This window comes from Psychrobacter glacincola, from assembly GCF_904846215.1.
Classification (GTDB): domain Bacteria; phylum Pseudomonadota; class Gammaproteobacteria; order Pseudomonadales; family Moraxellaceae; genus Psychrobacter; species Psychrobacter glacincola.
Window position 1 is genome coordinate 12,512 of record NZ_CAJGZK010000013.1, and the last position, 21,153, is coordinate 33,664.

The window sequence follows — 21,153 nt, forward strand, 5'->3', positions numbered from 1 at the left end:
TCCATACGCTACGATAGCGGGTCACGCTATGAATCATAGTGATCAACTATTAATGAATAAGGACACGGCTCATGTATAGCGCCAATCATCGCCAAATTACTGTTAATAACAACTCAATTAAAAACGACCACGTCAATAATAAGCGACAGAACAATAGCCTAATGGGTCAAACGTTATTGAATAAAGTAAGCCGAGCTGGCATGGCGGTGATGATACCAATGGTATTGATAGCGGGATTAACCGGGTGCAATAATGATGACGACAATAAGAATGGTTCAGGCGCCGTTAAAGATCCCATCGACAGCATATATTCTCAGGTTGCTTTTGTCCCTGCTGGCAGCTACGTTCATGGCGGCTTTGATGAATCAGCAGCCGAAATTACGGCCTTTCATCCCGCGTCTCAACGTGCTTTTGTGGTCAATGCGCAAAATAAGAAAGTTGATGTGCTTGATTTAAAAGATATCCATAACCCTGTGTTAGTACAGTCGCTCGATGTCGCAGATATTGGTAGCACTGTGAATAGTGTCGCCGTTCATGGCGATATCGTCGCTTTGGCGGTGCAAGCCAATGTTAAGACCGATAATGGTTACGTCGTGTTATATGATGCCAATACTTTAGAGCGCATTAATAGTATTGCGGTGGGTGCCCTACCAGATATGGTGGCTTTTAGTCCAGATGGCAAGACGCTATTGGTAGCCAATGAGGGTGAACCTGATGATGAGTATCAAGTTGATCCTGAAGGGTCTGTGAGTATCATTAATATTGTCGATATCAATCGTCCTATCGTCAAAAAAGCAACATTTGAGGCTTATAATTCACAAAAGCAACGCTTAATAGATTCTGGCGTGCGTATTTTTGGTCAAAAAGCCGATGGCACGATGAGTTCAGTCAGCGAGGATTTAGAGCCGGAATATATAGCAGTAGCCAAAGACGGTAAGACGGCTTATGTCAGCTTGCAGGAGAATAATGCTATTGCCATCATTGATATTGCCAGTGCCACCGTAACCGACATCAAGGCGCTCGGTGCTAAGGATCATTCACAAGTCGGTAATGAGCTGGATGTTAGTAATAAGGATAATGCTATTAATATCACAACCTGGCCGATTATGGGTATGTATATGCCAGATGCCATTGACACTTATTCTATCGGTGACAAGACTTACATCGTGACTGCCAACGAAGGCGACGTTCGTGAATGGGGTGACTTTAGTGAGGTGATGAATGTTAAAGACGTCCAAGTTGATACCACCAAATACACTTCTTTTGCTTGTCATGAACTCGACTGTAACGATGAAAAAGCACTGGGTAAATCAGACTTCTCATCGGTAATGGGTGACGCTAATAATGATGGTGTCTATGAGACTCTATATAGCTTTGGCGCCCGCTCATTTAGTATTTGGGATACTGATAATATGAGTAGGCCTATTTATGACAGTGGCAGCCTAATGGCAAACTACACTGCGGATAAATACGCTGATAACTTTAACGCCAGTAACGATAAAAACGACTTCGATAATCGTAGTGACAATAAAGGCGTGGAACCGGAAGGCGTCACTATTGGTCAAGTGGGTTCGCAAACCATCGCTTTTGTAGGGCTTGAGCGTATTTCTAGCGTCATGGCATTTGATGTGACCGACCCTATGAACGTCAAATTGCTCGGAGAGATTAATACGCGTAGCTTTGACGATGCCAAATTGGAGATGGCCAAAAATGGCACCGCTGCAGCTAATGCCGATGGTGACTTGGGCCCTGAAGGCTTGACCTTTATCTCTGCTACAGATTCGCCATCAGGAAAACCGCTATTATTGGTTGGGTTTGAAGTCAGCGGCACCTCAAGGGTGTTTGAATTAGACTTTGCGGAATAAAGCTTTCGCCGTTATCTTTTCGTTGGGCTGTCAGTCATAAAAAATATCATTTAAACCAATCCTCATAAATTAACAATTTATGGGGATTTTTTATGTTAGTAATAATTCAAATATACTTTTAAAGCGTGGCGTATTTATTCTTCGTTTTATCTTTAATTAACTGCTTAATCGCATTGATTTGTGGCGTCGTGGCTTGCGTGCCGGCAGTAATTAAAGCTTGGTGCTGGCTGGTATCTAATGAGCTGATATGACCGACAGTGGGAATAATCACAATATCAGCACGATCACGCTCATGACGCATTGATGCAGCGTTATGATTAATCGGAGATGCTTTCGCGTTATAGGCTGCATTAGCGATCAAACTGTTTTCAAGAAAGCCCCAAAAACTGGTTAATGAACTAATGGTCGATTTTTGATTGGGAGTCGATGTATTAGTGTTAGCCGCAGTCACATCAACGGCAATAATAATATTGGCACCTAAAGCGCGTGCGCTATCCACAGGCACGAGGCTGACCACACCGCCATCGATATATTTTTTGCCAACTTTTTCAGGAATACGCGGGGCAATAAAAATATTCGGTATGCTACAAGACGCTTGAACGGCTAGTCCAGCATCGCCAGTGGTAAAGACCGCTTTTTTTAATGTGTGCTTCTCAGCCGCGACCGCAGCGAAGTGAATGGGAAAGGATTCTGTAGGACGACCACCGACTCTTGCATTAATAAAGTTTTTAAGTTTAATGCCTTCTATAAAACCTTGGTTTGATAAGGTAAAGTCTGTTAATTCGCTATCGGTGGTTGTCAGAGCCAAGCGCTCGAGCTCTTTTGCCGTATAGCCGCTGGCGTATAAACTGCCAACCAAGCTGCCGACGCTTGTGCCAACGACCAAGGTTGGTTTGATACCGTTTGCTTCTAATGCTTTAATCACGCCGATATGAGCGAAACCTTTAGCACCGCCGCCACCCAATACTAACGCGACTTTTGGCTGATTATTGGCAGGCGTGATTGTCTCGACGATTGGCGTCAGACTCTGACAAGCCGTCATGGACAACCCCAATATACTAAGCATACTGAATCGTAGTAATGATAAATGACGATATGAGTAATAGCCAGCAGATGAAAACATAAAAAACCTTATCAAAAATCATCATATAGAATAAAAGGATGCGTAATAAGCTATTCACTAATGGCTTACGTAGAAATCAGCTAGACGCCGTATTACTAAATAGCTTAGCATAAGCAAGACACTTGTCCTTTATAATCATCATGACTGAATGTTTTATAAGAATTTGATGATTATAACGTTTATAAAATGTATAGACGTTGGAAACTAAGCTTTAAAGTAAGTACTATCATTAGATAGTACTTACTTTAATATCATTAGGATTATTGATGCCCATATCGGTTACGCATACGACAGTGAATCCATCAGACTATATCAGATCTGATATGCCCGTTTCGGCACTCGATATGCCAGTGACAGCGCTGGCGGGTGTGGGTTCAAAAGTAGCGGAGCAACTAGCCCAGTTGGGTATTACTCGTATTTTCGATTTGCTGTTGCATCTACCGCGTGATTACGAAGATCGTAGTCGACTGGTATCGATAAGCGATGTGGCTCACGGGCAAGCCGCTTTAATTACTGGGCGGGTGGTACATGTTGATACCAAGCGCAGTGGTATGTCGGTGATTGTCGATGATGATACTGGTACGATATCGCTGCGTTTTTTTAAAGTTTACCAAGGTCTTGCCCAAACGATGAGCGTTGGCACCCATCTGCAACTGTTTGGTGAAGTCAAAGTCAGCCGTTATGGTAAGCAGATACATCATCCTGAATATCAGGTTATTAGTAGTGATGAAGCTGTCGTTAATACGGGGCTGCAGCCGATTTATCCTAGCGTTAAAGGCTTACATCAAAATAAATTGCGTACCTTAATCAAGCTTGCACTACAAACGGTTCGTACTCAAGGCTTGCCGATGACCTTGTTTACGTCTGAGGATTTTTCAGTCGTGGCAGATTTGCCGCTAGCGCCTTTTAAACCTGCTAAAGTAGAAATGTCAGAAACTGATTTCCCAGATGATATATTCTCAACACTCGCGCGTAGTGTGCCTGACAATAGTTTTAGTGATAGCAGTTTTAGTGATAGCAGTTTTGGTAACAGCAGTGTTAGTGATAGCAGTAACAATAGCGTCAATAGAGCTGAGCCATCTGTTTATAATACAAGCAATAATGCCAATCTCGATACTACAAATATGGCTAATAATAACGTCTACAATTTAACCATATTTGAAGCGTTAGTGTTACTGCATACGCCGCCCACTTATACTGATGCTGGTCGGCAGTATCAGCTGCTGACACAATTAAGCGCTCGTACGCATGCTGCATGTCAGCGTTTAATCATTGAGGAGCTGACCGCGCATCAGCTCAGTTTATTATATCGCCGTCAGCAATTACACCAGTTTAAAGCACCAAAATGTGCCACTCAAAGCCCACTGGCGGATAAGTTGTTTGGCGCGCTGCCATTTGACTTAACGGGTGCGCAAAAAAGAGTGATGAAAGATATTACCGCTGATATGGCGACTTCAATCCCAATGCTGAGGTTGGTACAAGGCGATGTTGGTGTCGGTAAGACATTGGTCGCCGCAGGTGCCGCTGGCTATGCCCTTGATAGTGGCTGGCAAGTGGCGGTTATGGCACCGACTGAGATTTTAGCAGAACAGCATTTGGTTAATTTTAAACAATGGTTTGAGCCGTTAGGTATTGGTGTTGGTTGGTTGGCTGGTAAACAAACGGCGAAGCAGCGCCGTGAGGCGTTAGAAGCGGTGAGCGAAAATACGGTGCAAATCGTTGTCGGTACTCATGCATTGTTTCAAGAAACAGTGCAGTTTGCCAAATTGGGCTTGGTCATTATCGATGAGCAGCACCGCTTTGGCGTTGAGCAACGTATGGCATTGACCAATAAAGGCGTGGCCAATAGCACGCCGCATCAGCTGATTATGACTGCAACGCCCATTCCGCGCACGCTGGCGATGAGTGTTTATGGCGATATGGATACCTCTATTATTGATGAATTACCACCGGGACGCACGCCGATTACCACTGTCACCATCGACCGTAATCGCCGTGATGACGTGATTGAACGTATTGCGGTTAATTGTGCAGCTGGTAAGCAAGCGTATTGGGTTTGTTCGCTGGTGGAGGAATCAAGCGTGCTGGATGCGCAAGCTGCCGAGGCGACTTATGAAGATTTAAGTGAGCGCTTAGATATTCGTATTGGGCTGGTGCATGGCAAAATGAAAGGGGCTGACAAACAAGCCATCATGCAAGCGTTTAAAGCTGGGCAACTTGATTTGTTGATAGCCACCACGGTCATTGAAGTGGGTGTCGATGTGCCAAATGCTTCTCTGATGGTTATTGAAAATGCAGAGCGATTGGGGCTATCGCAATTGCATCAACTACGCGGACGCGTCGGGCGCGGTTCAACCAAAAGCTATTGTGTGCTGCTGTATCAGAAGCCGTTGTCGGAGACAGGTACTGAGCGCTTAAATGTATTGCGTGATAGTACCGATGGCTTTGTCATTGCGCAAAAAGACTTGGAGCTGCGCGGACCTGGTGAGCTGCTTGGTAAACGCCAAACGGGTAATGTTGGCTATTATTTGGCAGATCTTATTCGGGATGAGCAATTATTTGCCATTGCTCAGCGGCTCGCAAAACATCTTATTGCCGACTCTACCCGTAAAGCGGATGTCAGTCAGCTTATCCATCGCTGGATGCCAGAGGCAAGTCGTTATACCAATGCTTGATGCGGGTTGGCTGAATCCATTTTCTGGTACTGATTGCCATAAAAAAAGCCATTATTTTTAGGAAATAATGGCTTTTTTTATGGTTTTATAAGCTATTTGTCAGCCAATAATTAATACCATATTCAAAATTTAATCAACTAATATTGACTATTTGGTTCGTGAATTGTTATTGATATATCATTATTAGTATGGCACTTTACGGCAATGGATTGCCAAAGCGCCTTCCATTTATTTACCAGAATGTCGAATAAAGACATATTTTTTATAATCATATGTCTTTAAAACCAGCGTACTTCTAGTCGCTTTACCGATTCTAACGGGACGTTAGAATGAGAGCTTGATTGGCTAACTATTGGCAGCTTTATCTGATCTGTTTAACGATTACTATGCCATTACTATGCCATTCATGCTGTTCATCAACGGTCTGAATTTATTAACAAGGATGTTTCATGAAAAAGACGTTAACCTTCGTTTGTGCTATCGCCACACCATTATTATTTAGCCAGTCTGCTTTTGCTGCTTTTGATTATTTTAAAACCGATGGTAGCTTCAAACGCTTTTCGGTCTCCGCTGGTTTGTTACATGCTACTCCGCAAGGTGACCCTAATCCATTGCAAAATACGACAGCCATTAAAGATGTTACTGTCGCTAAAAACGGCAGTGTTAAAGTCAGCACTGTCAGAGAGGTTATTGATCCTAATCAAAGTGAACTCACTAAAGTTAAAGTAAATACAAATTTAACCCTTATAGGTGCATTACCTCCTTTTAAAGGCGAAAATACTGATTTGACCAACACCGCATTAGGCGACGTATCAGGTACAGTGGAAATTAACGGCCTGGAGAGTTTCGCGTCCGCTCCCGGTTCTGGGCTTGAAGCTGATGATGCGGATACGGTAGGCTTGTTATTTAACTATTATATTAACGACAATTGGTCGGTAGAGTTTAAAGCTGGCATACCACCAACGGTAGATATATTAGGCAAAGGGCAAGTTTTTGCGCCGTTGACTGGCACGGTTACTCCTGGAGGGCTGGCAAAACCTATAATAGGAGAGTTTGGGATCAAAAAGGATATTCCCATCACCGATTTAGAGCAAGGTAATGGCGTGGCTGCAAGTGCTCGAGCATGGTTGCCAGCGGCTGAGGTACATTACCAATTCGGTAAGTCTGGGGTAAACAAATTCCGTCCTTATGTCGGAGCTGGGGTGATCTACGCCTACTTTAATGACATCGAACTAAATTCTGGCATCCGTCAAGATTTAGAAGCTGCAGGTCATCAGATTCAAAATATTAAAGATGGTCAAGCTGGTGCTGCGCTAGAAAATGTGCAATCCAATCGAGAGATGAACGTCGATGTGGAAGCGAGCGACTCATTTGCGCCTATCGTCACCGTTGGCGCGACTTATGACTTTAATGACAGGTGGTTTGGCGTAGGTTCTGTGTCTTACGCTAAGTTAAATAGCGAAAACACTATTACAGTTAAAAACGATGCAGGCGAAGAGTTAGTCCGTTCGAGCACGACCCTTGATATCGACCCATATATTAGCTATCTTGGTATAGGATATCGCTTCTAATAGACGATTTATAATAACTCTAAGATAATGGGGTAAATATAGCGCACATTCTTAGGAGTGTGCGTTGTGCTTTCTAAGCTATAAACAGACTCTATATCCCGTCAAATTCATTACTGAGCGATATGTATGGTTCATCATTTTTATAATGTTCGTTTGGAGAATTTTTATACCTGCCTATATTGAGTCAATATTAAACTTACGAAGCTCAGACACTATATATAAATAGATGATGGCTTAATATATGCTATCCTCAATAAATTTACAGACTATTGTGGCTACAAACAGTGTTTAACCACATAAAGACGCTGGTTTCACGTAACGCTAGCCTGTTTTTACCTATTATTTTTCAGTTATAGTTAATCCACTTTTAAAAGGTTACAGAACCATTGGGGTTCATTGTTCGCAGACTCTGTCTAGGTAGGCACCGCAAGCAAGAAAAATTAACCCCAGTCGTATTTTATAACATTTGTATGTCTTTTATTTAGGATCGACTATATCCTTATACCATTCTTATTATTGCCTGTATTGACAGAGAGTTATCATGAGCGATGTTGAAGACAACAAGCTGCCAGTTGAATCTGAGCTACCCCTATACCGCCAATCTGAGGCGCGAGCGTCTAAGCTATCATCAAATCAGCCATCATCAAAATTTCCTTTGTGGTTATTGCCAGTATTGGCTATTGTGCTCGTTATTGGCGTTTTGGTTGGTAAGTACTGGGGTAGCGATAAAGTAGCAACAACTGATGTGTCAGCTTCTACTAATACGCAAAGCGATAGCGAAAATGCAAGCGACGTCAATACCGAACAAGCCGTGCTGTCGGTCGAAACGGTGATGCCAAGCCAAGATAATATTGGCAATACGCTCAGTGCTGATGGAACCATCAATGCCAAAGACATCGCTAATGTCAGCGCCAAAGTCAATGGCGTAGCGATTGAGCGGATATTGGTCGAAGAAGGTCAGCGTGTTAAAGCTGGTCAAATACTGGCTGTATTTGATACCGATGCGATGCAGCAGCAAGTCTTGCAAGCAGAAGCCGATGTTGCCGAAGCAGAAGCGACCCTTGCTAATGCTACCGCCGATGCTGCACGTGTCCTGCCCCTCATTGATATAGATGCCATCAGTAGACAAGAAGCAGATCGCTATCGCACCTCTAAACTGCAAGCGCAGGCATCACTGCAAGCCTCTAAAGCTCGACTGAGTACACAGCGCTTGAGTGTGAGCAATGCCAACGTGGTTGCACCGGTTAGCGGTGTGATTAGTGAGAAAATGGCTGAAGTTGGTGTGGTTGCTGGCAGTGATCCACTATTCACCATTATTAAAGGCGGCATCTTAGAGTGGCGCGCGGATATCGATCCTAAGCTGATCGGTGAGGTTAATGTCGGCACCCCAGTACGCGTCAGCTTACCAGGCGGTGATTCTGTCATGGGGCAAGTCAGTCGCATTGCACCAACTGCGGATAATAATAGACAAATTACCATTTATGCTAGCCTCGCTGCTAACGCAAAAGCGCGGGCAGGCATGTATCAAACGGGCGAGTTTTTATTGGGCAGTATCAGTGCTCAAACGGTGCCTAATAGCGCTATCGTCAGCAATGACGGCTATGACTATGTGATGCTAGTGACCAACATAAGTATTAAAGACGGTAAAAACATAGGTCGTATCAAACAACAGCGCGTGACCTTAGGAGAGCGCTTTGGCGATAATGTTATGCTCACAGAACCCTTGCCTGCAGAGAGCCGACTTGTAAAGCAAGGCGGTAGTTTCTTAAATGATGGTGACTTGGTACGTGTCGTTGATGCTCTCAGCCAAACTGGCAAGCAAGCGAATGCTAATGGGCAAGCAACTGCTAAGCAGGCTAGTGGCACTGACACGCAGGCGCGCTCATGAGTTTAAATGTTTCCGCTTACTCGATTAAAAATCCATTAGTGGCCATCTTGCTGTTTGTGCTGCTGACATTAGGCGGCATCTACGGCTTTATGCAAATGAAGGTGCAGCAGTTTCCTGATATTGACCTGCCAGCGGTGGTGGTCACGGTTACTTTACCGGGTGCCGCACCATCGCAGCTCGAAAACGATATTGCAAAAAAGGTGGAAAATAAGCTCACCAGTATTGAGGGCGTCAAACACATTCGTACAACGCTACAGACGGGCGCCGCTACTATGGTTACTGAGTTCGTCTTAGAAAAAGACATCCAAGAAGCGGTTGACGATGTACGTTCAGCAGTCGGTGAGGTACGTGGTGATTTACCTGCCGCTGCCAATGACCCTATCATTACCAAAGTCTCAACATCAGGATTCCCAGTCGTCACATACTCTGTCGCTGCTGAAAACATGAATGTAGAAGACTTGTCTTGGTTCGTCGATGATACCGTCACCAAGCGTTTATCTGATATACCCGGTGTCAGTACTGTCAGCCGTATCGGCGGTCTGCAGCGTGAGATTACGGTTGCCGCTGACCCTATTACCTTGAGTGGTCTAAAGCTTTCTATCATACAATTATCCAATCAAATCACCGGTATTCAGCAAGACAGCTCAGGCGGTGAAGCCGAAGTCGGCAAAACCACGCAGACCATTCGTGTACTTGGTGCTGTTGAGCGCTCAAGCGAGCTGAATAATTTGCAAATAGCCGTCCCTACCGGCGGTACGCAAGCGCTTGGACGCATGGCACAAATTACGGATGGCGCGGCTGATCCCAGCTCTATTGCCAAGCTCGATGGGCAAACGGTGGTTGCATTCAACATTACGCGCTCGCGTGGTGCCAGTGAAGTAGAAGTCATGGCTCTGGTTGACGCTGAGCTTGCCAAGCTGTCAGCAGATGTGGGCAATATTAGTATTGAAAAGGTTTATGATCGAGCAACGCCAGTCGCTGAAGATTATCAAGCGTCATTACGGATGCTGATAGAAGGTGGTCTGCTTGCCGTAGTCGTGGTGTTCTTATTCTTGCGCAATATCCGCGCGACTTTTGTGGCTGCTGTGGCATTGCCATTGTCCGTCATACCTACTTTTTTGGGTATGTATCTGTTTGGTTTCAGTCTTAATATTATCTCCTTATTGGCATTGTCGCTGGTCATTGGTGTATTGGTCGACGATGCCATTGTAGAAGTTGAAAATATTATTCGTCACTTGCGTATGGGTAAAACGCCTTATGAGGCGGCAATGGAAGCAGCGGACGAGATTGGCTTGGCGGTTGTTGCCACTACTTTTACCCTGATTGCCGTGTTTTTACCGACTGCGTTTATGGGCGGAATTGTTGGGCAGTTTTTCCGGCAGTTCGGCTGGACGGCGGCATTATCAATATTTGCCTCGTTAATGGTCGCGCGCCTCATCACACCGATGATGGCAGCATATATATTGAAACCAGAAAAAAAGCACGTTGAAAAGCAGAGCGCGCTGATGGATTGGTATCTCAAAGTGGTCTCATGGACGCTAGATCATCGCTGGATTACGATAGGTGCTACTTTGGTATTGTTTGTGGCTTCGTTGGCTCTGGTAAAATTATTACCCACATCTTTTATACCTGATAATGATATTGACCAAACACGGGTAGCGATTGAGCTGACACCTGATGTGGCGTTAGCGGACACGGAACGCGTTGCCGCGCTGGCAAGTGAGCGTATATTGGCCATGCCTGAAGTGACCAATATCTTTACGTCGGTAGGTGAGGCGCAGGCGACAATGGACTCAAGCTCTAGCGGTGGCAAGGCAGAAAATATAGCAGGTCTAGATATTGTACTTGCGCCAAGAGCAGAGCGTGGCTCTAAGCAAGAGATTGAGCGTAAGATGAGTACTATTTTGGCAGAAGTACCCGGTGCGCGCTTTACGGTTGGGTTATCGAGTGGCGGTGAGACCGGTTATAATTTTTCTTTGACCAGCACCGACCCGCAACTGCTTGAGCAAACCGTACAGCAGATGATGTTAGAGATCCGTGAGTTACCAAGTGCCGGTGCTGTCACGAGTGATCGTAGCCTACCGCGCCAAGAGTTGACCGTCACGCCAAACAGGCTAGCAATGGCGGATAAAGGGGTAACGACGCAAGACATCGCTACGACATTGCGTGTGGCGACCGTTGGTGACTATGAGCAACGTTTATCCAAGCTGAATTTAGACACGCGGCAGATACCGATAGTGGTACGCTTGCCAGATATCGCTAAGCAGAACGTCAGTCAACTAGAAGGCTTATATGTACCAAGTGCGCTACCAGCAGGACAGGGCGTACGTGTTGGTGAAGTTGCGACACTCGACTTTGGTACTGGACCTGCGCAAATCAGTCGCCTTGATCGTGAGCGTGCGATTAGCATTACTGTTCAGCCTGCCAATGGTGAGCTTGGTGATTTGGTACAAGCGGTCAAGAGTATACCTAGTATGCAACAGCTACCAGCCTCTATTACCATTATCGATCAAGGACAAGCAGAAAACATGGCCGAGTTATTTAGCGGCTTTGTGATTGCGATGTCAGTCGGCGTGGTCTGTATTTTAGGCGTACTTATATTACTATTTGGGCGTATTTTGCAGCCCTTTACGATTCTGATGGCCTTGCCACTGTCTATCGGCGGTGCCTTTGTCGGCTTGGTGATTACCAATAGCAGCTTATCGATGCCCTCGATGATTGGTTTTATTATGCTGATGGGCATTGCGACCAAAAACTCTATTCTTTTGGTCGATTATGCATTGATTGCGCAGCGGCGCGGCCTAACACGTTTTGAGGCGATTATCGATGCTTGTCGTAAGCGTGCACGTCCCATTATCATGACCACCATTGCGATGGGCGCTGGCATGTTGCCCTTGGTCTTTGGTTGGGGCGATGCCGATCCGACCTTCCGTCGCCCGATGGCAGCAGCGGTATTGGGTGGTTTGGTCACCTCAACCTTATTGAGCCTAGTTGTTATTCCAGTGGTTTATACCTTAATGGATGATTTGTCAGGATGGTTTAGTAAGTGGTTGAAGCCGCAGGGTAAAGGGCACTCAACGACTAACCAGTAAGTCTAGTATGGCGTTTTTATATAATCATCCAAACCATATTGATTAAGATTGGTTTTGACGTCATTATGTAAAAACGTATTAGGTCACAAAGGATGTGACTGAGCAATCATTGACTGTTGCAAAGGAGTGTCATCATGAGTCGAGCTTCACTTTTAAAAATCATAGTCTCTTATCGCAAGCCTATGGTCGGTTTGCTGCTGAGTACTTTAGCTATCGTTAGTAGTCATGCACAGACTTATAATATCGATCCAACCCATACCAATGTGCGCTTCGCCATTGACCATTTTAATACCTCTACCAACACGGGTGGATTTTATAACATCACAGGTCAGTTAGAGTATGACCCAATGACTAAGATGGGTGATATCTCACTCGTCATTCCTTTAAATAGCTTAAATTCCGGTAATGAGGCATTTGATATTGCCCTTAAAAGTGCTGATTTTTTTGATATTGAGAAATTTCCGTTGGCTGAATTTAATTCTACTAAGTGGCATTTTTCGACCGATAAAAAAGGCTCAGACATTACTAAAGTAGAGGGCATGTTAACGCTACATGGCAAGACCAATCCAATTACATTAACCGCTACAAAATTTAATTGTTACTTTAGTCCGATACTTAAAAAGTCAGTTTGTGGGGGCGATTTTACGACGATTATCGATCGCAGGAAGTGGGGAATTAGTAAGTATACTTTGTTAGGGATGACTGAAAAAGTGCAATTGGATATTCAGATTGAAGCGGCAAAGCAGTAGTTTTGCTAAGTTTAAAAAAAGCTCTCTGTATTTTCTACTCAGTTTGGTTGTTGTCTGCGATTTCTTTTTATGTGAGATTCATGTTATATGAGATTCACGATATCTCAACCAATTGATAGATTTATAGTCAGATGAAAATAAAAATGTTATGAAAATTTAGACGTGCTATTGGTATAAATTTTACTGGCGTGCTGCGTTCCCAGAGGCTGCGTAAAATTCATACCAATAGCGCTATAACACTTTTGTAGTAAACTCACTATAGTAACCAGTCATAATCTAGGCCAACCATATGACCCCAATCCACATCGCCTTAGCAGTACTAGTTGCTTTTATTTGGGGTGTAAACTTTACTTTCATTGCATGGGCGCTCGAAAGCTTTCCGCCGCTAATGCTCACTGCGCTACGTTTTTTCTTTACTGCCGTGCCGCTGGTTTTATTTCTCAAGCCGCCCAAGTTTAACCGTACACTATTTATCTATGCCATTGGTACGTTTGTCATGCAGTATGCTTTTGTATTTACTGCGATGCATTTGGGCGCATCGGCAGGGTTAACAGCGCTATTGCTACAAGTTCAGATATTTATCACGGTACTACTGGCGTATGTCATCTTAGGTGAGGGCGTGAGTCGTATGCAGATCATCGGTATGTTGGTTGGTGTACTAGGACTGGGCGTGATCGCGCTAAACCTTGGCGGTGATATGCCCTTAATTGGGTTTGTCTGTATCTTGATTGCGGCAATAGGCTGGAGCTTTGGCAATATCGCCTCAAAGCAGGCGTCAACGCAGGCTGCTATAAAAACTACTCAGCAGGCATCTGACGTGTCACTTGCTTCACCTAACACTCAAAAGAATAAAGCATCCGCGCTATCTGCTCTAGCTCTTGTGGTATGGGGCGGTTTGATCGCTTGTGTAATTTTGACGATATCTTCTCTTATATTTGAGACCGACGCTTGGCAGTTAGCAACGTTTACGCAGGCGTCAAGTAAGTCTTGGCTGTCGCTTGGGTTTATCGTATACATCTCAACATTGATAGGCTTCGGATTGTGGGCGCATTTGCTCAGTCAAAATACTGCCTCTAAGGTTATGCCATTTGCTCTACTAGTGCCGGTATTCGGTATGACGACTTCAGTGCTGCTTCTAGGGGAGGTTGTAACGTGGTGGAAGATGCTGGCAATGCTATTGATCTTGTCAGGACTGGTACTGGCAAATGTGAAAATAGGTAGAAGGTCGCAATTAGCCCACTGCTAGTTGCCAATGTTTCTACAATTGATTTTATGACCGAAAACTCTATGAGAGCGACCTGATGATGATATATCAGAGATTTTTATCCACGGTTTATATAGTCAGAAAAAAGTAATATCGGTACATCAAGTACTGCTGATATCAATTTTTCTTGCTTGCTGTGCCTATGCAGACAGAGGCTGCAAAAAATTTATACCAGCAGCACGGTAGCGTTTTTGAGATATTTTAACTATATAATCGGCAAGCTCACCTTGACCTCTACCTTTCTTAAGCCATTTTTCTTATTTTTTGAGCGCATAAAAAACCCTGCTAGTATTGAATCAATAATAGCAGGGCTCATAGTCGAATACTAAAGATAATACTTTATTACTCAGTATGATACTTTATTACTCGCTCACGCGTACAAAAAAATAAAATAATTTAGTAAACATTATTCGACTGTAACTGATTTTGCGAGGTTACGTGGCTGATCGACGTCTGTGCCGCGCATCACCGCCACATGATATGACAGCAGCTGCACTGGCACGCTATAAACAATCGGCGCAAGCGTCTCACAAACATCTGGTACATATACCACGTGCAATCTATCTGCTGCGACCATTTGACTGGATTCACTAGCGAATACAAACAACTCACCATGACGGGCATGAACTTCTTGCATATTGGCTTTTAATTTATCAAACATACTGTCTTTAGGCGCTAGCACCACGATAGGCATGTCTTTATCAACCAATGCCAATGGTCCATGCTTCAGCTCGCCTGCCGCATAACCTTCGGCATGAATATAAGAGATTTCTTTTAGCTTTAGAGCGCCTTCTAGCGCGATTGGGAACTGTAAACCACGACCTAAGAATAAGCAGCTCTTTTTATATTGAAAATGCTCACTCATGATCTTGATAGGCGCATCAAGGTGTAAGCTGGCATGAAGCTGACCCGGTAGTTGTTGCAGTTGACCAAGCAGTGTGCTCAAGTTTTCAGCAGTCATGCGCTGTTGGGTCACACCTACCTTTAACAATAATAACATCAATGCTGCAAGCTGAGTGGTAAAGGCTTTGGTAGATGCCACGCCAATCTCGGGACCGGCAAGCGTTGGTAAAAAGATATCTGTTTCACGTACCAATGATGAGGTTGGTACATTACATAATGCCAAACTAACCAGTCCAATAGGAGACTGTTTTTGAATATCACGTAGCGCAGATAAAGTATCAGCAGTCTCGCCCGATTGAGAAATACAAATCACTAAGGAGTTATCAATGACGACTGGATTGCGATAACGGAACTCACTGGCAACTTCAACCGAACAAGGCACACGAATAAGACTCTCAAACCAGTATTTTGCGACCAGACCTGAATGATAGCTGGTACCGCAAGCGATCACTTGTACGTGCTTAATGCCTTTTAATTGCGTTTCATGACGTTGCAGAAAATCATCACGCAGTTTAGTTGGCTCATCATTATCTAATGCCATCTCGAGAGTGCGAGCGACGGCATCTGGCTGCTCGTAGATTTCTTTGAGCATATAATGCTTAAATTCGCCCTTGTCCGCATTGTGTTGTGCTGCGTCAATTTCATGGATTTGGCGTGTGACCTCGACACCATCAGCATAAACCTGAATGCTATGACGCGTTAATTTGGCAATATCGCCTTCTTCTAAATACATAAAGCGATTGGTCACTGGTAGAAGTGCCAATTGATCGGAGGCGATAAAGTTCTCACCAATACCGACGCCAATCACCAAAGGGGAGCCTAGACGTACGGTAATCAGCTCTTCTGGGCAATCAACATGGATAACACCAAGAGCAAATGCACCATGTAATAAAGGAATGACAGTGCGAACGGCTTCCAATAAGTCAGGCGTTGCTTTATAGATATCGTTAATCAGATGCGCGACGACTTCGGTATCGGTTTGCGAGGTAAACTCGTACCCTTTGGCAATCAATTCTTCTTTTAGCTCGGCGTAATTCTCTACGATACCATTATGTACCACAGCGATTTTACCTGATACGTGCGGATGCGCGTTACGCTGAGCGGGCTCGCCATGAGTTGCCCAGCGTGTATGGGCAATACCGATATGACCATCGAAAAACTCTGGGTTGACTGCGACGGCATCGACTAACGCCTGAACTTTACCCACTTGGCGCTCACGGTGAAGCTCGCCATCCCGAATGACAGTCAGACCAGCAGAATCATAGCCTCTATATTCCAGACGCTTAAGTCCCTCAAGTAAGATATTGGCGATATTACGCTCAGCCACTGCTCCAACTATTCCGCACATAACTATTCCTTAAATTCGATGTTTAGATGTTTCGATACTTTAATATATGATGGTATTTCGATACATGACAATTTTTGATTAATCTGTAAATATAAATAAGCAGCACCACAAATTATTGTCGTACTGCCTAAGTTCGCTGAGATCCGTCTTTATTGAACTAATTGTCAAAGCTGCCGTTATTTTTTAGTCGGGCGTTGAAAATTATCTTTTTGTATTTGGCGCGCGCGGCCAAAGGCTAATGCACTAGCGTCAACGTCTTTGGTAATCACAGAACCGGCAGCAATAGTAGCGGTATCGCCAATGGTCACAGGTGCAACTAAACTAGAATTTGAGCCAATAAAAGCATTGTCATTAATAATGGTTTGCGATTTATTCACACCATCATAATTGCAAGTAATCACACCAGCGCCGACATTGACACCACTACCAATGGTCGCATCACCGATATAACTCAAGTGATTGACCTTGCTACCGTGACCGATCGTTGATTTTTTAATTTCGACAAAATTGCCAACTTTACTGTTGTTGGAGAGTACCGTCTCAGGACGTAAATGCGCAAAAGGACCCACATCAACGCCTGCACCGACTGTCGCCTCATCAATCACACAATAAGGTTTGATATGACAAGCATTGCCAATTTGGGCATTTTTGATGATACAGCCGGCTTCGATATAAACGTTGTCCCCCAAGATGCAATCACCTTCAAACACCACACCGACATCGACAAAGACGTCTTGACCTGTGCTCAAGGTGCCACGGATATCGACACGAGTAGGGTCCGCAAACTGGACCCCTGCTTCTTGTAAATCAGCGACCAATTTACCTTGCCATGTACGCTCTAAGCTAGCAAGCTGTTGGCGGTTATTCACGCCTTCAATCTCAAAGGTATGCTCAGGCTCAATCGCCACAATATTAATACCGTCAGCGACTGCCATTTTGACGATATCGGTCAGATAATACTCTTGCTGCGCATTGTCATTTGATAGCTTGGGCAAAAATCTGTGTAGTAGGGCATTGTCTACGCAGTAAATACCGCTATTGATTTCTTGTATCTGCTGCTCATCGCTACTGGCATCTTTTTGCTCAACAATGGCTTCAATGTTGCCCTCTTTATCACGTTTGATACGACCAAGACCAAATGGATTGTCTACGGTGAGCGTCAGCATCGACATGCCGTCAGTATTGGCAGCCTGTAGTGTCGCTAACGTTTGGCAGCTCACCAAGGGTACATCACCATAAAGAATGAGGCTTTGACCCTCTTTTGGTAGCTCAGACAAGGTCACTTTTACCGCATGTCCGGTGCCTAACTGCTCAGTCTGGGCGACCCAAGTAATGGGCAAATGTGCGTATCGATGGGCAATGTGCGCCTGTACTTGCTCGCCGCCAAAACCATGAACAATGATGGTGTCATCAACTGTCAATTGATGGCAGGTGTCCAATACATGACCTAGTAATGACTTGCCAGCCAATGTCTGTAGCACTTTTGGCTTAGCCGACTGCATACGCGTGCCTTTACCAGCAGCGAGGATGATTACTGAAAGAGGAGATGTCATAGTATTCCTAAAAAAGAGCCCTACAAATGTAACAAAATATAATATAGGATTATAGCGTAAATTATCATTTGACCAAAACGCTATGTCGTGAGCTCTTTGTAATTGAGCTATCGCTAATAGCACTGCTCAATGATGCACGCTGTTTGGTTATAGTCAGATGAAAATAAAAATGTTATGAAAGTTTAAACGCGCTATTGGTATAAATTTTACTGGCGTGCTGCGTTCCCAGAGGCTGCGTAAAATTCATACCAATAGCGCTATAACACTTTTGTAGTAAACTCACTATATAACTGTTTGGTTAAAAGATAAAATAAATGTGCTACTAATCTGCAAAGTAAAAGATTAAATTATAAATAATGACCCAAACCGCCGCCGCCATAATGCCTGCGATAATATCATCCAACATAATACCCAAACCGCCTGCAACTTTTTTGTCCGCCCAGTTAATCGGTGGCGGTTTAATAATGTCAAAAAAGCGAAACAGTATAAAAGCAATAATCAGAGCAGCGATAGAAAAAGGTTGCAAGATATTATGCCAAAAATTGCCATGAGCAATGCCCATATAAGACAAAGGCAATAAGGTAATCCACATACCTGCCCACTCATCCCAAACGATATGTGGATCGTCATGACCACCCATCAGATCAGAGGTGCGTCCACATATCCAGATGCCAATGATGCAAGATAAAACCGTAATAATCAGAAAAGGCGCGAAACCTAAGCTAAGCAGCGGTATCGCGACAATCAAGCCACCAACCGACCCCCAAGTACCGGGCGCACGGCGCGGTAAACCACTACCCAAGCCGAGACCCAACCAATAAACTGCGCGGTCAAGCATGGTGGCATTGACTGGCAGAGGAGGGCAATCATTGGCTTTACGAATATCGGGCTTGACTAGGTCGTGATCGGTCATGGATTAACCTGCAAAATGTTGGTAACCCGTAAGATTGGGCCAAGTAGTGAATGGTGCGGGATGGGTTGGTGTGACTGGCTGTCCTTCATAATAAAGCTCAGGACGTAAATTCGTAGCAACATCTGTTTTGTTTGTCACTGCTATCACATCACCGATATAAGTCACAGTCGTATTACCAATCGGCGGCTCGATATGAGAAGGCAAGGTAAAAGCCAGCTCATAATCATCGCCACCAGCCAGCTGACACAATAGCCGCTCAGATAAATCAACGCTTGCCAAGGGTTTACTAGTAGGCAGCTGCTCAAGATTCAATCGCATAGACACACCGCTTTGCTGACAGATATGACCAAGGTCTTGATACAGACCATCAGAGATATCTATCATTGAAGTTGCACCAATTTTTGCTAATGTGGCACCTAAGCTAATACGTGGGGTTGGCATATGAAGTCGATGCGCCAGTTCAATACCGACAGCATTGTCAAGGTGATGTAGCGCATAACTGGCATCACCAAGTGTGCCTGATACATACACTTTATCACCGACTTGCGCTCCTGAACGATAAACAGCCGGAATATCTGCAGCTAGTAATCCTTGCGCGCTGACACTTAGTACTAAATTATCACTGCGCGTGGTATCACCGCCTATAAGGGTCACGCCAAATAACTGACAGGCATGAAATAAACCTTTGGCAAATTCGGTCAGCCACTGCTCATTGGCAAGGCGCTGAGGTAATGCTAATGCCAGCAGAATACTATGCGCCGTGGCACCCATCGCCGCAATGTCCGAGACGTTAACAGCTACTGCTTTATAACCAATCGCAAATGCCAGTTTATTCACCTGTTCCCAATCAGCGCTAAAGTGTCGACCTTGGACCAGCGTATCAATGCAGCTGACCAAGCGCGAGCCTATAGGCAACGCCATCACTGCCGCATCATCACCGATGCCTTTTTCGACATCATTAGGCAAGGATTGTGCCGCTTGCATCTGTGAAAATATGCGCTCAATCAGCTCAAACTCATTCATGGCTAGTCTTGGCTTTTTTCATCAGTATCGTTTAATTCAACGCTATCTGACTTATCATCTTTTATATCAACATTAACTATCTTAGAATCAACTGATTCAACATCCGCTGCAGTATTGTCATTGCTGTCATTGCTGTCATTGCTGTCAGTGACGTCTTCTTCTACAGGCTTATCATTGACGATGTTTTCGGCACTAGCTGCAATATCGTTCGCTTTATCAGCGCTCACTGATTCAATGCTCACTGGTTCAATAATAGTTTCTTCAAGCGTATTTTGAGTATCGTTCTGCTTACTGGCTTTGTAATCAGTAATATTTGCCAAGGCTTTACTGGTGCTATTGCGTTTAACGCTGGCATTATTGGCACTGATACGCTTTTTGCTTGAAGCCGTTGGTTTTTCTGTAATGGTATTCGTATCGGTGTCGGTACTGCTATTTGCACTGTTATCAGTTTTGACTACAGGCTTAGCTGCTGCTTTTTGCGACGTACGTAGATTGGCTTTGCTATCGGCTTGTACTTCGAGATCGCGTAGCTCAATCGCCATTCTATCTAAGACGGCATTAATCAGTTTATGCGCATCTGTCGCGCCAAAGTGATTATTCAGCTTCATCGCCTCATCAAGCACCACTTTATACGGAATCTCTAAGCGATTTTGTAGCTCGTAAGCACCAATTAAAAGAATGGCGTGTTCAACCGTATCAAGTTTATCGATTTCACGATCGAGATGCTGACTAATAAGCGCATCTAGCGCCTCAATCTGCTCTGGAATATCGCGCATCATTTCATGGTAATAGCCAATATGTACGGTATGCATGGCATTGGTCGCGCGTGTACGAGCAGCAATATCATGCGGGGCATTGGCCTTCCAGCCAAGCTTGCCATCGATATCAAAGCGGCGGTCAGTGACGAGCCATTCATATAGACCTTGCATGGCAAAGCGCCGCGCCTTACGGATAGCGGTGTGACTGGTCTTATAAGAAGACTCACTCATATCAAAGGTTTGATCGCCCGCACTGCTGCTCGCGATACGCGTGGCTTCAGCTTGTTGGTCATTAACTTGTGCGGTTTTCGCAGCACTAATAGCGCGCTTGAGTTGGTCAGTCATAAGGGGTCTATACCTAATTCTAAAGTAATAAGTTTTAAGATAATAAGTTTAAAAATAAAATGTTAAATAGTAGTCGGCTGGCA

Annotated in this window: 13 protein-coding genes; 7 read left to right on the forward strand and 6 right to left on the reverse strand. The window is 44.5% G+C overall.

The window, feature by feature from the left end; all coding sequences use genetic code 11:
• Positions 1-71: 71 nt before the first annotated feature.
• The gene (locus JMW90_RS08675) at positions 72-1,865 is read left to right on the forward strand and encodes a choice-of-anchor I family protein (RefSeq protein WP_227691913.1); all 1,794 of its coding nucleotides are present in this window, start codon (positions 72-74) and stop codon (positions 1,863-1,865) included.
• 118 nt (positions 1,866-1,983) lie between these two features.
• On the opposite strand, the gene JMW90_RS08680 is transcribed toward JMW90_RS08675, so the two are convergent.
• Positions 1,984-2,988, reverse strand: coding sequence for a patatin-like phospholipase family protein (locus tag JMW90_RS08680; protein WP_201563252.1), 1,005 nt, complete (start codon positions 2,986-2,988; stop codon positions 1,984-1,986).
• A 266-nt stretch (positions 2,989-3,254) separates the two neighbouring features.
• Here JMW90_RS08680 and recG point away from each other — a divergent pair, with 266 nt between their 5' ends.
• The 6 genes from recG to JMW90_RS08710 all read left to right on the forward strand — a co-directional run bounded on the left by recG (position 3,255) and on the right by JMW90_RS08710 (position 14,209).
• Positions 3,255-5,663: an ATP-dependent DNA helicase RecG gene (recG, locus tag JMW90_RS08685; RefSeq protein WP_227691914.1), complete on the forward strand. Its 2,409-nt coding sequence runs from the start codon at positions 3,255-3,257 to the stop codon at positions 5,661-5,663.
• Between the two features lie 449 nt (positions 5,664-6,112).
• Positions 6,113-7,234: an OmpW/AlkL family protein gene (locus tag JMW90_RS08690; RefSeq protein WP_201563254.1), complete on the forward strand. Its 1,122-nt coding sequence runs from the start codon at positions 6,113-6,115 to the stop codon at positions 7,232-7,234.
• A gap of 541 nt (positions 7,235-7,775) precedes the next feature.
• On the forward strand, positions 7,776-9,122 hold the full coding sequence (locus JMW90_RS08695; RefSeq protein WP_201563256.1) for an efflux RND transporter periplasmic adaptor subunit: 1,347 nt from the start codon (positions 7,776-7,778) through the stop codon (positions 9,120-9,122).
• A complete protein-coding gene (locus JMW90_RS08700; protein ID WP_201563258.1) occupies positions 9,119-12,214 on the forward strand; it encodes an efflux RND transporter permease subunit in 3,096 nt (1,031 codons plus the stop codon). Before JMW90_RS08695 ends, JMW90_RS08700 begins: the two co-directional genes overlap by 4 nt.
• Before the next feature lie 134 nt (positions 12,215-12,348).
• Positions 12,349-12,963 (forward strand): YceI family protein, encoded by a 615-nt coding sequence (locus JMW90_RS08705; protein ID WP_201563260.1) that lies wholly within the window; start codon positions 12,349-12,351, stop codon positions 12,961-12,963.
• Positions 12,964-13,252: 289 nt separating this feature from the next.
• Positions 13,253-14,209 (forward strand): EamA family transporter, encoded by a 957-nt coding sequence (locus JMW90_RS08710; RefSeq protein ID WP_201563262.1) that lies wholly within the window; start codon positions 13,253-13,255, stop codon positions 14,207-14,209.
• A 424-nt stretch (positions 14,210-14,633) separates the two neighbouring features.
• Here the strand turns inward: JMW90_RS08710 and glmS are convergent, their stop codons facing one another.
• From glmS to nusB, 5 genes are all read right to left on the reverse strand, one after another.
• Entirely contained in the window at positions 14,634-16,478 is a 1,845-nt protein-coding gene (gene glmS, locus JMW90_RS08715) for a glutamine--fructose-6-phosphate transaminase (isomerizing) (RefSeq protein ID WP_201563264.1), read from the reverse strand.
• Positions 16,479-16,654: 176 nt separating this feature from the next.
• The gene (gene glmU, locus JMW90_RS08720) at positions 16,655-18,031 is read right to left on the reverse strand and encodes a bifunctional UDP-N-acetylglucosamine diphosphorylase/glucosamine-1-phosphate N-acetyltransferase GlmU (protein ID WP_201563266.1); all 1,377 of its coding nucleotides are present in this window, start codon (positions 18,029-18,031) and stop codon (positions 16,655-16,657) included.
• 322 nt (positions 18,032-18,353) lie between these two features.
• On the reverse strand, positions 18,354-18,944 hold the full coding sequence (locus JMW90_RS08725; RefSeq protein ID WP_201563268.1) for a phosphatidylglycerophosphatase A family protein: 591 nt from the start codon (positions 18,942-18,944) through the stop codon (positions 18,354-18,356).
• A gap of 3 nt (positions 18,945-18,947) precedes the next feature.
• On the reverse strand, positions 18,948-19,967 hold the full coding sequence (gene thiL / locus JMW90_RS08730; RefSeq protein WP_201563270.1) for a thiamine-phosphate kinase: 1,020 nt from the start codon (positions 19,965-19,967) through the stop codon (positions 18,948-18,950).
• A gap of 2 nt (positions 19,968-19,969) precedes the next feature.
• Positions 19,970-21,070, reverse strand: coding sequence for a transcription antitermination factor NusB (nusB, locus tag JMW90_RS08735; protein ID WP_201563272.1), 1,101 nt, complete (start codon positions 21,068-21,070; stop codon positions 19,970-19,972).
• Positions 21,071-21,153: the final 83 nt, after the last annotated feature.